Annotated in this window: 15 protein-coding genes; 5 read left to right on the top strand and 10 right to left on the bottom strand. The window is 67.5% G+C overall.

All coding sequences use genetic code 11. The features are described from left to right. Positions 1-8: 8 nt before the first annotated feature. The 7 genes from F562_RS0115740 to F562_RS0115710 all read right to left on the bottom strand — a co-directional run bounded on the left by F562_RS0115740 (position 9) and on the right by F562_RS0115710 (position 6,586). The gene (locus tag F562_RS0115740; RefSeq protein ID WP_018157933.1) at positions 9-1,967 is read right to left on the bottom strand and encodes a heavy metal translocating P-type ATPase; all 1,959 of its coding nucleotides are present in this window, start codon (positions 1,965-1,967) and stop codon (positions 9-11) included. Positions 1,968-2,061: 94 nt separating this feature from the next. Further along, positions 2,062-2,433, bottom strand: a complete 372-nt coding sequence (locus tag F562_RS0115735; RefSeq protein ID WP_018157932.1) for an ArsR/SmtB family transcription factor — start codon at positions 2,431-2,433, stop codon at positions 2,062-2,064. An 80-nt stretch (positions 2,434-2,513) separates the two neighbouring features. Further along, on the bottom strand, positions 2,514-2,834 hold the full coding sequence (locus F562_RS0115730) for a YnfA family protein (RefSeq protein WP_018157931.1): 321 nt from the start codon (positions 2,832-2,834) through the stop codon (positions 2,514-2,516). A gap of 188 nt (positions 2,835-3,022) precedes the next feature. Continuing rightward, the gene (locus tag F562_RS0115725; protein ID WP_018157930.1) at positions 3,023-3,754 is read right to left on the bottom strand and encodes a F510_1955 family glycosylhydrolase; all 732 of its coding nucleotides are present in this window, start codon (positions 3,752-3,754) and stop codon (positions 3,023-3,025) included. Positions 3,755-3,901: 147 nt separating this feature from the next. Next, entirely contained in the window at positions 3,902-4,534 is a 633-nt protein-coding gene (locus tag F562_RS0115720) for a DUF305 domain-containing protein (protein ID WP_040386096.1), read from the bottom strand. Between the two features lie 247 nt (positions 4,535-4,781). Next, positions 4,782-5,879, bottom strand: a complete 1,098-nt coding sequence (locus F562_RS0115715; RefSeq protein ID WP_026181329.1) for a sensor histidine kinase — start codon at positions 5,877-5,879, stop codon at positions 4,782-4,784. Further along, positions 5,876-6,586 (bottom strand): response regulator transcription factor, encoded by a 711-nt coding sequence (locus F562_RS0115710; RefSeq protein ID WP_018157927.1) that lies wholly within the window; start codon positions 6,584-6,586, stop codon positions 5,876-5,878. Before F562_RS0115710 ends, F562_RS0115715 begins: the two co-directional genes overlap by 4 nt. 174 nt (positions 6,587-6,760) lie before the next feature. On the opposite strand from F562_RS0115710, the gene F562_RS0115705 reads away from it, so the two are divergent. Next, positions 6,761-7,252, top strand: coding sequence for a DUF4396 domain-containing protein (locus F562_RS0115705; protein WP_018157926.1), 492 nt, complete (start codon positions 6,761-6,763; stop codon positions 7,250-7,252). Between the two features lie 104 nt (positions 7,253-7,356). Here F562_RS0115705 and F562_RS0115700 read toward each other — a convergent pair whose 3' ends face one another. Both F562_RS0115700 and arsB read right to left on the bottom strand, forming a co-directional pair. After that, the gene (locus F562_RS0115700) at positions 7,357-7,794 is read right to left on the bottom strand and encodes an arsenate reductase ArsC (RefSeq protein WP_018157925.1); all 438 of its coding nucleotides are present in this window, start codon (positions 7,792-7,794) and stop codon (positions 7,357-7,359) included. Positions 7,795-7,821: 27 nt separating this feature from the next. Next, positions 7,822-8,913 (bottom strand): ACR3 family arsenite efflux transporter, encoded by a 1,092-nt coding sequence (gene arsB / locus F562_RS0115695; protein ID WP_018157924.1) that lies wholly within the window; start codon positions 8,911-8,913, stop codon positions 7,822-7,824. Positions 8,914-8,987: 74 nt separating this feature from the next. Between arsB and F562_RS19575 the strand changes: the two genes are divergently transcribed. Continuing rightward, entirely contained in the window at positions 8,988-9,365 is a 378-nt protein-coding gene (locus tag F562_RS19575; RefSeq protein ID WP_083915579.1) for an ArsR/SmtB family transcription factor, read from the top strand. A 24-nt stretch (positions 9,366-9,389) separates the two neighbouring features. Here the strand turns inward: F562_RS19575 and F562_RS0115685 are convergent, their stop codons facing one another. Further along, complete coding sequence (locus tag F562_RS0115685; RefSeq protein WP_018157922.1) at positions 9,390-10,697, bottom strand: NAD(P)-binding domain-containing protein; 1,308 nt, start codon at positions 10,695-10,697, stop codon at positions 9,390-9,392. Positions 10,698-10,793: 96 nt separating this feature from the next. Here F562_RS0115685 and F562_RS0115680 point away from each other — a divergent pair, with 96 nt between their 5' ends. From F562_RS0115680 to F562_RS0115670, 3 genes are all read left to right on the top strand, one after another. Beyond that, on the top strand, positions 10,794-11,639 hold the full coding sequence (locus F562_RS0115680) for a helix-turn-helix domain-containing GNAT family N-acetyltransferase (RefSeq protein WP_018157921.1): 846 nt from the start codon (positions 10,794-10,796) through the stop codon (positions 11,637-11,639). A gap of 115 nt (positions 11,640-11,754) precedes the next feature. Further along, entirely contained in the window at positions 11,755-13,038 is a 1,284-nt protein-coding gene (locus tag F562_RS0115675) for a glutaminase (protein ID WP_018157920.1), read from the top strand. Positions 13,039-13,065: 27 nt separating this feature from the next. Further along, entirely contained in the window at positions 13,066-13,743 is a 678-nt protein-coding gene (locus F562_RS0115670) for a DedA family protein (RefSeq protein WP_051080179.1), read from the top strand. The last annotated feature ends 45 nt before the right edge of the window (positions 13,744-13,788 follow it).

The raw sequence follows: 13,788 nt of genomic DNA, 5'->3' as shown, positions 1-13,788 counted from the left end.
CGCTGCCGTCACGAGGGCGCCGCGCCCGAGGCGGTCAAAGCGGCGGAGGTCGCCCGGTCACCAGATGGCGCGGCCGTCAGGGCTCGTACGCGCCCGGCGCGAACACCATTGGCGATGACGACGACTTCGGCCAGCTCGTGGACCAGGACGACCGCGGCCAGCCCGAGCACACCCAGCAGTGCCAGCGGGATCAGAACCGCGATCAGCGCGAGTGACAGGCCCACGTTCTGCAGCATGATCCGGCGGGCACGGCGCGCGTGCTTGAACGCCTGTGGCAGGTGCCGCAGGTCCTCACCCATCAGCGCGACGTCGGCGGTCTCGATCGCGACATCGGTGCCCATCGCGCCCATCGCGATGCCCAGGTCGGCAGTCGCCAACGCGGGCGCGTCGTTCACGCCGTCACCCACCATGGCCGCGCACCGGTGCTCCCGAAGCTGCCGGATCAGCCCAGCCTTGTCCTCGGGACGCAGCTCTGCGTGTACGTCGGTGATGCCGACCTCTGCCGCGAGAGCCGCCGCCGTCGTGTGGTTGTCACCGGTCAGCATCGCCACCTGGTAGCCGCTGCCGCGCAGGTCTTCGACGACCTCGCGCGCCTCCGGGCGCAGCTCATCACGCACGGCGACTGCGCCCACGGTTTGCCCATCGACCTCGACCAGTACCGCCGTCGCCCCGGCCTGCTGCATGCGTTCCACATCGCTGGCCAGTGGCCCGGCCTCCACCCACCCCGGGCGGCCCAGGCGCAGCACCTGCCCGTCATAGTGGCCGGTCAGGCCAGCCCCGGTCACCGCCTCGACATCGGCGGCCGGCTCGGCGTGGTCGACGGCCGCGAGAATCGCCTGGGCGAGTGGGTGCTCGCTGCGCGCCTCCAGCGCTGCGGCCAGCTGCAGCACCCGCTGAGGGGTCACGCCCTCAACCGCGGCCACATCGATCACCCGCGGGCGGTTGGCGGTCAACGTCCCGGTCTTGTCCAGCGCTACCGCGTTGACCTTCCCGAGGACCTCAAGCGCCGCGCCACCTTTCACCAGGACACCCAACCGGCTCGCGGCACCGACCGCGGCCACGACCGTCACCGGAACAGAGATCGCCAGGGCGCACGGCGACGCAGCCACCAGCACCACCAGCGCCCGCTCGATCCAGGTCGCCGGGTCGCCAAGCAGGCTTCCCACCACGGCGATCACCGCCGCGGCAACCATCACCGCCGGAACCAGCGGTTTCGCGATCCGGTCGGCCAGCCGCTGGCTCGCGCCCTTGCGGGACTGCTCGGCCTCGACAATCCTGACGATCCGCGCCAGCGAGTTGTCCGCGGCCGTGGTCGTGACCTGCACCTGCAGCACACCGGTACCGTTGATCGCACCGGCGAACACCACATCGCCCGCACCCGCTTCGACCGGGACCGACTCACCAGTGATGGCGGACACGTCCAGCGCGGTGCGACCTTGCTGAATGACTCCATCGGTCGCGACCCGCTCGCCCGGCTTGACCACGATAAGATCGCCCACTTGAAGGTCAGCCGGTGCCACGACCGACTCCACCCCATCCCGCACGACCGTCGCCGTGTCAGGCACCAACGCCAACAGCGCACGAAGCCCTCTGCGAGTCCGGGCCAATGAGTACTCCTCCAACCCCTCACTCACCGAGAACAGGAAGGCAAGCATCGCGGCCTCCCCGACCTCGCCGAGGATCACCGCGCCGACCGCGGCGACCGTCATCAGCGTGCCGACCCCGATCTTGCCCCTGACCAGCTGGCGGAGAGTCGACGGCACGAAGGTGTACGCGCCGACCAGCAACGCCACGACCTCAAGACCCACCGTCACCTGGCGTGACAGGCCGACCCACCCACCGATCACGGCAGCCAGCAGCAGCACCCCAGACACCAACGCAAACTGAAGCTCGCGGACCTGCCACAAGCGCTCCGGCGCCTCCTCACCGTCAACCGGCGGTGCACTACACCCACACGCGTCACTCATCGCGCTACCCCCACTCCGAAAACCTCGCGCCCAACCGGGACCGCCGGCCAGGCACCGCGCGCTACCGCACGCCGCGCCTCGGGCGCCCGGCGCATCACGCGTGCTCACCCCCGCCGAAGGTCGGGCACAGCCGCACCGCTTCACCGGTCGCCGCGAGCAGCGCCTCGGCCTCGGCCAGCAACCCCAGTAGCTCGGGATGCTTGAGGGAGTACACCGACGAGCGACCCACCGGCCGGGACTCGACCAGATCGCAGTCACGCAGACACGCCAGATGGCGCGAGACCGTCGACTGTGCCAACCCCAGATGCGCGGTCAGCTCATGCACCTGATGTTCACCCAGCGCCAGATGCTGCACGATCGCCAACCGGGTCGGGTCCCCCAGGCTCTTGAACATGCACGCCGCCGGCACCAGCGCCGACACCTCAACCCCCACCAACTGATCCACATCACGCGCTTTCATCGTCATATTGCGATGATAGCAGCATGCTGACATGCGAGGCTCGCGGGCGAGGGAAGCCGACCGCGCCGACACCGTTGCCGTGCCGGTCACCCGGCGCGGGGTGCGTACATGATCAGCACGACACCGACCAGGCACACCAGCGCGCCGGCAATGCCCCACCGGTCAGGGCGGTAACCATCGGCAACCATGCCCCAGGCCAGAGACCCGGCGACGAAGACATCGCCATACGCGGCGAGGATCCGCCCGAAGTTCGCGTCGGGCTGCAAGGTGGCGACCAGACCGTACGCGCCCAGCGCGGCGACCCCGGCCCCGATCCAGATCCAGCCGCGGTGCTCGCGCACACCTTGCCAGACCAGCCAGGCACCGCCGAGGATTTCGACAAGATCGTGGCAAAGCGACGTCGACACCAGCCTGTCAACCTACTGGTCACAGCGCTGCCCGACCGTCAGTTCCGCTGACTTCCTACAGCTCAGCCCCGCATGTGGGTTGCCATCTAACGTGTCCTCTCGCCACTTTCGTGGCCACGGCGTGTCCTTCCGCCGCCTTGTTGTCCGACGGGTGCACTGTTCGGCGGTTGACCGTGCATGCGGGCCTCTCATTCCGCCGTCGGGATGAGCGCACCTGCCGTGTCCACGCTCCGGCTGCGACGGATCAGTGTCTCGCTGGCGTAGACGATCTCGATGCGATCGCCGGTCATGGTGCCGCTGATCGCGTCGACCTGCCCGACGGGGGTGGTGCCGGTGGTCCAGGTGCGGCCGGCATCGCGGCTGAGCATGAGCCTGCCGGTGGTGCTGGCGGCCACGATGACTCGCGGGCTCGCCCACGCGGCGACAAGCGGTAAGAGCGGGGTGGTGATCCTGGCCCAGGTCCGGGCGTCGTTGCTCGTGGCGAGCAGCCCTAGCGATGTGGTGGCCAGCACGGTTCCAGTGGTCGAGGCGCTCAGGGTGCGTGGCGGGGCCGGGATGGCGCGCTGCGTCCAGCTGGTCAGGTCGGTCGAGACCCGCAGCGTGCCGTCATATGCGATGACCGCGGTCTTGGTCGCGGCGAGGGCGTGGAAGTCGGACTCGCCTGCGCGGGAACGAGGTTGCCAGGTGCGCCCCCTGTCGCGGCTGGTGAGCAGCCCGACCGGGTTCGGCAGGTCTGTCCCGAGTCCGGGGTGTCCGGAGGCGAGGTAGGTGCCGTCGGCGCGGATGGTGAAGCCCATGAGGTCGACGACGGGGCCGATTCGCCGCGGGCGCTGGTCGAGCCGAATGAGCCCCTCGTGCGTGGCGGCCAACAGGACACCGGTCCCTGGATCGGTGGCGACAGCGTGCACGTGAGTGATCACGAGGTCACGCAACCTCTCCGCACTCCTGGTCGCTGCCGGACTGGGCGGGGTGCTGTCAACCTGGCACGCGGCGCTGACGCTGCCGAGCACACCCGCGCCGGTGGCAGTAACTAGCTGTCGACGTGTCACCCTCACCAGGACCGCCGATCAGGAGGCGTTGTCGAGCAGGCGGCGCATGGTGGTGATCTCGGCGGTCTGGCCCTTGATGATCGCGTTCGCCAGGGTCCGCACGTCCGGGTTGCGGGTGGTCTTCTTGACGTCGGTGGCCATCTTCACCGCGCCCTGGTGGTGCTTGATCATCAGCGTCATCCACTGCCGGTCGAACCCTCGCCCGTTCGCCTTCTTCAAGGACGCCATTTCTGCGGGAGTCATCATGCCGCCCATGTCGTGGCCGGCGTGGCCACCGCTGGAGGGCATCGCGGTCGGTGCGCCCCAGGAGGTGAGCCAGCGCGTCATCGTCTTGATCTCCGGGTCTTGGGCTCGGCGGATCGCGGTCGCGAGCTTGCGGACGTCGGCCGAGGCTGATGGCTTCTTCAGCGCGATGTCAGCCATCTCGACCGCCTGCTTGTGGTGGGGGATCATGCCCTGCGCGAACGCGATGTCGCCCTGCCGCGCAGCACCGGCTGATCGCGTCCCTGAAGGGCTGCTGCTCGCGGTCGAGGTCGGGGTGTGGCCGCCGTGGCCACCCGATCCGCTGTCGCTATCGGCTCCGCACCCAGCGAGCGATATGCCCGATACAAGGGCTGAGGCTGCGACGAAAGCGGCGCGACGACGGTTCATGGGCAGGCTCCGATCAGGGCGGGCATCGTGGGGGGTGAGGCTCCGATCCTGCCGAGCCAACGCGACGTCATGGATGGGCATTCGGTGGAGTTTCGATGGAGTTAGCTCGGGTCAGCGCCGTGCACTACGCGCTGCACGCTGCCGCGGCCGAGTTCGCTCCGGCCGACTGCCGGCCAAGCGAGCCGCCGTCTCGGTGGTACGAACGCTCAAAGGGATGCTTGCCCGCCCACAGCATGATCGACGCGCCTCAGGACGCCTTGGGCAGAGTAACGGTGAACGTGGCGCCCTGCCCCGGTCCCGCACTGGACGCGGTGACCGTGCCGTCGTGCGCGTGCACCACAGCGCGGCAGATCGCCAGACCCAGACCGGAACCGCCATGGTCGCGGTCGCGCGCGGTGTCGGCGCGGTAGAACCGTTCGAAAAGGTGGGGTAGGGCCTCGGCCGGTACGCCGTCGCCGGTGTCGGCCACCCGGATCTCGACGGACCGCTCCTGGACGACGGCGACCACCGACACGCGACCCGAAGGAGTGTGTCGGCACGCGTTGTCGAGCAGGTTGGTGAGGACCTGCTGGAGCCGCGCGCGGTCTCCGCGCACAGCGGCCGCGTCTGGGATGTCGACCTCGAGAACCAGGCTCCCGGGCAGACGCGGACGCAGCGGGGCCACGACCGACGCGACCAGGTCCTGCACGCTGACCGGTTCTGCGCGCAGCGCCACTGCCGCCTCCTCGGCGCGCGACACTGCTCCCATGTCCTGGGCGAGCCGGGTGAGGCGGTCGACCTGCTCCCGTAGCACCGACAGAGTCTGGGGTGAGGGCTCAGCGACGCCGTCATCGAGGGCATCAAGGTAAGTCGTCAGCGTGGTCAGCGGAGTGCGCACCTCATGGGTCAGGTCGGACAACAGCCTCGCGCGAACCTGCTCGGTCTGGTCCAGATCGCGCGCCATCTGGTTGAACGCGTCGGTGACGGTCGCCAGCTCGACCGGCGCCCTCACGGGGCGCACCTGGACATCGTGCCGACCAGCGGCGACCTGATCTGCCGCCCGCGCAAGCGCATCCAGCGGCCGGGTGAGTCGCCGCCCCAGCACAAAGGTCACAGCCGCTGCGATGAGCAGCGCGACCCCGAACGCGGCGGCCAGAGTGATCAACCCCGCGGAGCGGAACGCTTCCTCGACATGAGCGAGAGTGTCCGAGCTGGAGTCCGCCCCCGCACGGATCATGTGCTCGTGGAAGAGCGGCGGGCCGACCGCGGCAGCCACGACCACCGCCACGAGGACCGCGACAGCCAGGACGGCTCCCTGAGCGAGCATCAGGCCGGTTACCAGCCGGGCCCGGCGCCTGGACGTCACGACCCATCACCGGCGCGGTAGCCGATTCCGCGCACCGTCGACACATAGCGCGGCCGAGCGGGATCGTCACTCAGCTTCCGACGGAGGTGCTTGATGTGGGTGTCCACCAAGTGCTCATCCCCCACCCAGTCCACTCCCCACACGTTGTCGATGAGCGCCCGCCGCGCGAACGCGCGCCTTGGCTGACCTAGCAGGGTCGCCAACAGGTCGAACTCGATACGCGTGAGGTGCACCGGTCGCGCCGCAACCGTCACAGTCCGCGCTTGGGGGTCGAGCTCCAGGTCACCCAGGCGCCGAACGGGCGCCGACAGCTCGCCCAAAGCCGTACGAGGACGACGCAGCAGCACCCCGACCCGCGCCACCAGTTCACGGATCCGAAACGGCTTGGTCAGATAGTCGTCCGCGCCGACAGACAGCCCGATCAAGGTATCTGTCTCCTCATCCCGCGCCGTCACCATCAGCACCAGACAGTCAGAGAACGTACGAACCTGTCGACACACCTCCACCCCGTCGAGACCCGGCAATCCGAGATCGAGCACCAGCACGTCCGGAGCCCACTCCCGGGCCGTCGCGACCGCCTCCAGGCCGTCATGAAGCACTCGGACCGCATACCCGGCACGATCGAGGTAGTTGCCGACCATCCCGGCCAGCGCCCGTTCGTCCTCGATCACCAGGACTCTGGCAGCCGCGCTACCTGTGTCATCCATGTCGACCAGTCTCATCCACCGGTGCGCGCGCACCGGCCAAGGAGTGCGCCACTCTCGCCAACCGGTGACGAACCTCCATCGAATCTCCATCAGCGCATGGAACAAGGAGACAGTTCGCACGGTTCACTGGTCGTAGCCGTATACCCCAGAGGGGTATCGAAGTCGGAGGATCCCATGAGCACAGAACACGACCACCAGCACCAGAACGCCCATCACCACGGACAGCACGACACGTCCTCCTGGCGGACCGCGGCCTCGGCGACACTCCACTGCCTCACCGGCTGCGCCATCGGCGAGATCCTCGGGATGGTCATCGGCACCGCGCTCGGCTGGTCCAACCTGGCAACAATCGCCCTCGCCGTGGTCCTGGCGTTCTTCTTCGGCTACGCCCTGACCATGCGCGGCGTCCTCCGCGCGGGCGTGCCGTTCCGCCAAGCCGTCAAGATCGCCCTCATCGCCGACACAGTCTCGATCGCGGTCATGGAGATCGTCGACAACGGCGTGATGCTTGCCGTGCCCGGCGCGATGGAAGCCGGGCTGGCCAGCCCGACCTTCTGGGGCGCGCTGGCCTTCGCCCTCGCCGTCGCCTTCATCGTCACCGTCCCCGTCAACAAGTGGATGATCAGCCGCGGAACCGGCCACGCCGTAGTCCACGACTACCACTGACCCAAACCTCAACGACCAAACCCGGGCCGGCCTGAGGATCTCGACAAGATAGTGGCAACGATCCACCGACACCCAACGGTCAAAACGCAGGTCAGGGGCACGCGTCACGGGCACATTCGCCGCGAACCTACATCCGACTCCGAGACACCAAGCGACTCCAGCAGCGCGACGACGCGACCACGGATCTCATCGCGGATCGGTCGCACGGACTCCACCCCTTTGCCCGCGGGGTCTTCCAGGACCCAGTCCTCGTATCGCTTGCCTGAGTAGAACGGGCAGGTGTCGCCGCACCCCATGGTGATGACGACATTGCTGACCTGCACCGCTTCGGGGGTGAGGATCTTGGGCGTCTCGGACGTGATGTCGATGCCGACCTCGGCCATGGCCCCGACGGCGGCCGGATTGACCTGGTCGGCCGGCTCCGATCCGGCGGAGCGGACCTCGACGGCGCCGCCAGACAAGTGCTGCAGGAAACCGGCAGCCATCTGTGAGCGGCCAGCGTTGTGGACGCATACGAACAAGACGGAGGGCTTATCAACCATGCGGGTTTCTCCTGCGGCTCAGGCGGTTCAGCGGTTTGGCAACCTGGGGGGCGGTTCATGAGGGAAGCGGTTGCGCAGGGCGAGCGAGACATACACCAGCCCGACCAAGACGGGGACCTCGATGAGCGGGCCGACCACTCCGGCGAGAGCCTGGCCTGAGGTGGCTCCGAAGGTGGCGATGGCGACCGCGATAGCGAGCTCGAAGTTGTTGCCGGCAGCCGTGAACGCCAGCGTCGTGGTGCGTTCGTACGACATACCGCTCGCCTTGCCGAGGGCATACCCACCACCCCACATGAGCGCGAAGTAGGCCAACAGCGGCAGCGCGATCCGGGCGACGTCGCCGGGCTGGCTGGTGATCTGTTCGCCCTGCAGCGCGAACAGGATGACGATGGTGAACAGCAGCCCGTAGAGCGCCCACGGTCCGATGCGGGGCAGGAAGACCGACTCGTACCAATCTCGCCCCTTGGCTCGCTCCCCGAGGCGTCGGGACAGGTAGCCGGCGAGCAGCGGGACGCCGAGGAAGACCAGAACCGATCCGGCAATCTTCCAAGCCGAGACGTTGAGGTCGGTCTGCTCCAGTCCGAGCCAGCCCGGCAGGACCGACAGGTAGAACCAGCCCAGCACGGCGAACATGAGGACCTGGAACACCGAGTTGACCGCCACCAGCACCGCGGCGGCCTCCCTGTCACCGCACGCGAGGTCGTTCCAGATGATCACCATCGCTATACACCGGGCCAGGCCGACGATGATCAGACCCGTGCGATATTCGGGCAGGTCGGGCAGGAAGATCCATGCCAGGGCGAACATCAGCGCAGGCCCCAGGACCCAATTCAGCACGAGTGAGGTCACCAACAGGCGCCGGTCGCCCATGACGGTGTCGAGGCGGTCATACCGAACCTTGGCCAGCACCGGGTACATCATGATGAGCAGTCCAATGGCGATCGGCAGCGATACACCCTCGACCTCGACCGCACTCAGCGCGCCACCCAGGCCCGGCACCAGCCGTCCGAGAAGCACCCCCGCAAGCATCGCCACGCCGATCCATACCGGCAAGAACCGGTCCAGCGTCGACAGTTTGTGCGGGATGGCCTCGGTGTCGCTGGGCGCGGCCGCCACCATGAACCTCCTGAATTGATGAACGTCGATGCAGCCCAATACTTGCGCCTTGAATCGACAGTTGTCAATATTGCTGGATGGTGGCGACAACAGATGAGCGGGCTGTGCTGGAGTTGGTCGACGAGACCTGTGTACGGACTCCAGGCCGCGATCTGGCGGCAGCCGAGGCGGAGGACCTGGCCCGACTCCTGAAGGCGCTGGCCGACCCGGTGCGCTTGCGGTTTTTTGTGCGCCTGGCGACCTCACCCGACGAAGTCTGCGTCTGCGACTTCCCGGACGTCGGGGTGTCGCAACCGACCGTGTCGCACCACCTGAAAAAGCTGCGCGAGGCTGGGCTGGTGGAGAGCGAACGACGCGGGACCTGGGTCTATTACCGACCCGTCAAGGGCGCACTGGAGAAGGTCGGTTCGTTCATCCCTGGCCTCTCAACAGACCCGCCACCGCCAATCCGCTGAGCAGCACGAGGGCAGTCGCGTTGGTCATGAGCCGCAACAGCCGCCACCGCCCTGGGGTGCCTTGTCCTCCTCGTCGAACAGGCCGGAACCGCCACACACCCCGGAATCCGGCAGGTTCAAGTCGACCCGCTCGGCCGCCGCGCTGTCGCCGTCGATCGCCGCGACGACGCTACGGACCTGCTCATACCCGGTCAGGGCGAGGAATGAAGATGCTCGCCCGTAGGACTTCATGCCCGCGAGGTAGAACCCGACCTCGGGCTGGGCGAGTTCCTTGGCACCGTGCGGATAGACAGTGCCGCAGGAATGCACGTTCGGGTCAATCAGCGGTGCGAGTGCAGTCGGCACCTGCAGGACTGGGTCGAGATCGAGGCGCACCTCGGACAACATGCTCAGGTCGGGTCGGAACCCGGTCACCGCGATGACTTCGTCGACACCGGCGACCTCCCGTCCGTCGAACGCGACCAGGGTCACGGTCTTGTCGCCCGCGGTCGTCACGTCTGACGTGCGGAACCCGGTGACTGCAGTGATCGCTCCCGACTCGACCGCCTCGCGTGCTCTGGCGCCTAGTGCGCCGCGCGCGACGAGCTGGTCGTTGTCGCCACCGCCGAACGCGCCACTCGCAGAGGAGCGTCGCACCAACCAACTCACCCGCGTGCCAGGCTGCTCCTTGGCGAGGTCCGCGAGCTCAACGAGAGCATTCTGTGACGAGGCGCCGGTGCCGGCCACGACCACGTGCCGCCCGGCGTACCGGGCGCGGATCTGCGCATCGCGCAGGTTCGGGACCCGGTAGGTGATCCGGTCCGCGGCAGCAGGTTCGCCGATCGTCGGAAGGCCGTCACCACCAAGGGGATTCGGCCCGCCCCAGGTGCCGGATGCGTCAATCACGAACCGCGCGGTGACTCGCTCGATGCCCGTAGCCGTCTGGACCTGAACCATGAACGGCTCGGCGTCTCGACCGGAGTCGACGGTCAGGTCTCGGCCTCGACGAGTGACACCGACGACGCGTGCATCATACCGCACGGTGACCTCATCGGTGGCGTCAAGCGCGTCGGCTAGCGGCTGTAGGTATTTGTCCGCCCAGTCCTGACCCGTGGGGTAGGACGACGACTCGGGGGCCGTCCAACCGGCCTCGGCGAGGACCTTCCCCGCGGCAGCGGCGACCAGCTCAGACCACGGCGAAAACAGTCGGATGTGACCCCACTCCCGCACCCAGGTGCTCGCTTGGTGACCTGCCTCCAACAGAACTGTCGGCAGACCACGCTGCTGCGCATTGGCGGCCGCGGCAAGACCGGACGGACCGGCTCCGATCACTACCAGAGGCAAGGCCTCCATGACTGACTCCTTTAATCGAGACGGCTCGATGAAGCGGAACATATCGACAACTGTCGATGGAGTCAATCGATCGACGTCGATGTATTGTCACGTCCCGTGACTACCACCGAGCCCACCAGAACCGCCCTTGATGTGGAGTCTGCCGAGAAGTACGCCGAGTGGTTCGGCACCCTGGCCGACGCCACGCGCGTGCGACTGCTGCACACCGTGGCAACCAGTCCGGCTGGTGCGCTGCGAGTCGGAGACCTCGCTGTTCAGGTCGGGATCAGCCAGTCCACCTGCTCCCACCACGTCCGCAAACTGGCCGAGGTCGGCTTCGTCATGGTCGACAAAGTCGGCACCTCCAGCGTGGTGTCGGTGAACCCATCCTGCTGCACCGGCCTGCCGCACGCGGCCGACGTCGTCATGGGAACGATGGCGGAATTGCCTTGCTGCCCAACTGACCTGCCAGCCGATGTGACCACGCGAGCGATGCTCAAGAAGGACCTCAGGAAGGTACGCGACATCTACGCCGAGGGCATCACCACCCGCAACGCCACGTTCGAGACCGAAGTCCCTGCGGTCTCCGACCTCGAAGACAAATGGCTGAACGATCATCGGTGGGTCGCCGAGTTCGATGGCACCGTGGTCGGCTGGGCTGCTATCGCGTCGGTTTCGAGCCGCGCCTGCTACGCCGGGGTCGGTGAGACATCGGTCTACGTAGCCGAGTCCGCACGTGGGCGTGGAGTCGGCAAGTCCTTGCTGCACCGCCAGGTCACCGAGGCCGACGCCCGAGGACTGTGGACGCTTCAGGCCTCGACCTTTCCAGAAAACCGGGCCAGCATCGCCCTGCACCACGCGGCCGGTTTTCAGACGATCGCCGTGCGCAGCCGCATCGCCCAACTCGACGGAGTATGGCGCGACACCGTTCTGCTCGAGCGACGCCGCGCTCTCGATCCCTGACCGGGGTCACACGAGGGCTCCGGCGAGACCTGGTCCTCACCGGAAGAACCCACAGGTCAGTTCTTCGTTGCGGTCCCCACATGAGAGACGGAGCGCGCCAAACTACAGTGACCCGATGCAGACTCCCATGATCGATTACCTGCACCAGTTGGTTGAATCGGTTGGTGAGGACGGGGGCGAAGTCGCTTCGTACATCCCCGAGCTCGCCCAAGCCGACCCGGACCGGCTCGCCATCGCGATCGCCACGCTCGACGGCGAGGTCTATGTGGCCGGCAACGCCGACGATGAGTTCACGATCCAGTCCATCTCCAAGCCGTTCACCTACGCGCTCGCGATCGCCGACCGGGGTCTGGAGTCCGTTCTCGAGCACATCGACGTCGAGCCCTCCGGCGATGCCTTCAACGAGATCTCACTCGACCCAGAAACCGGCCGGCCCCTCAATCCGATGATCAACGCCGGCGCGATCGCCTCCCATGCACTGGTGAAGGGCGACGGTGCCGAGGGGCGCACGGAACGCATCCTGGATCTGTACAGCCGCCTAGCGGGGCGTGAGTTGTCCATCGCCGAGGACGTCTTCGAGTCCGAGCTTTCCTCCGCCGACCGCAACATGGCCCTGGCCTACATGCTGCGCACAGTCGGCACGCTCGAAGGCGAACCAGCCGACGTGGTGCGCGGCTACACCCGGCAGTGCTCGGCGTCGGTCACGGTTCGCGACCTGGCCCGCATGGCATCGGTGCTCGCTGCCGGTGGTCGGACTCCCCAGGGCGATCAGGTGCTCGACCCCGCGGTTAACCGGCAGGTGCTGAGCGTGATGGCAACGTGCGGCATGTACGACTCGGCGGGCGATTGGCTGACTTCAGTCGGCATCCCCGCCAAGAGCGGTGTTGCTGGCGGGCTCATGGGCGTACTGCCAGGGCAGGTCGGCCTGGCCGCGTTCTCGCCACGCCTCGACCCGCACGGCAACAGCACGCGCGGGGTGCGCCTCTTCGAGCGCATGAACCGTGACATGGGCTTGCACCTCATGAATGCGACCGAGTCGGGCCGCTCGGTATGGCGGCGCACCGTGCGCGAAGGCGTCCCGACGCACGAGATCGTGGGCGACTTGCAACTCATCGAGTCCGAGCGGGTGGTGCGAGGATTCGCCGAGGAACCCGTGGGTGAGTCGCCTGTCATCATCGATCTGGACCGGGTGCACACGGCAAACGACATCGCTCGACGCGTCGTGCTCGAAGGCATTCGACGCCTCCACGTCGACGGCCATGATGTGCGGCTTGTGGACCCATCGGGCGTCCTCGGTACCGCCGAGACAGGCTCCGGAGAACTCGTTCGCGGTGAGCAGGCACGCGGCGGCTATGTGCCCACCTCGTTCCCGGATGTGGCGAGCGCCATAGCTGGTTAGGCACCCACGAGGAACCCTCAACGGGCCGTGAGCGTTGTGGCTGACGAATCCGGAACTTTCATGGGGGACCCGTACGTGCTCGACGCCATCAACGACTCGATTCTCGAGCTGGCAGGCCAGCCTTGGGTTTATGCCGCAGTCGGCGGACTCGCGATCTTTGACGCGTTCATCCCCCCGCTCCCCAGCGACTCGGTCATCGTTGCCCTCGCCGCGCTGGGCAACGGCATCAACCTCTGGTGGCTGGGCATCGTCGGCTGGATCGGCGGCATCCTCGGAGATTCGATGCTGTTCACGATCGGGCGGCGCGTCGGGACGGATCGCTTTCGATGGCAACGCACTCCGCGCACCGCCCGCGGCATCGCCTGGGCCACCCGCGAGGTACGCAAGCGAGGCGGAGTCGTCATCCTCACCTCTCGCTACGTCCCCATCGGACGAGTCGCGGTCATGCTGACCTGCGGAACGTCTGGCATGTCTTGGCGACGATTCCTTGCCTTCGACACCGTCGCCTGCGCGGCCTGGTCAGGGTGGGCCGTACTCATCGGTACCGTCGCCGGCGAACTCCTCGGCGGGCGGCCGCTGTTGGCTGCGTTCGTTGGCGTGATCGTCGCCCTCTCCCTCGGGTTTGTGATCGACCGGCTCGTCTCCCGGCTGCACACCAGTCCCGCGCCGGAGGAGAAGGACACCACGGCTGACGTCTATAGCTGACTCGCGCCTGCATACTCCTCGGGAAGGTCCCGCTGCCCAAGGGAG

This window comes from Demetria terragena DSM 11295 (genome assembly GCF_000376825.1).
Lineage (GTDB): Bacteria > Actinomycetota > Actinomycetes > Actinomycetales > Dermatophilaceae > Demetria > Demetria terragena.
Note: the sequence above shows the minus strand (reverse complement) of the source record. Positions and strands in the feature narration are given on the sequence as shown.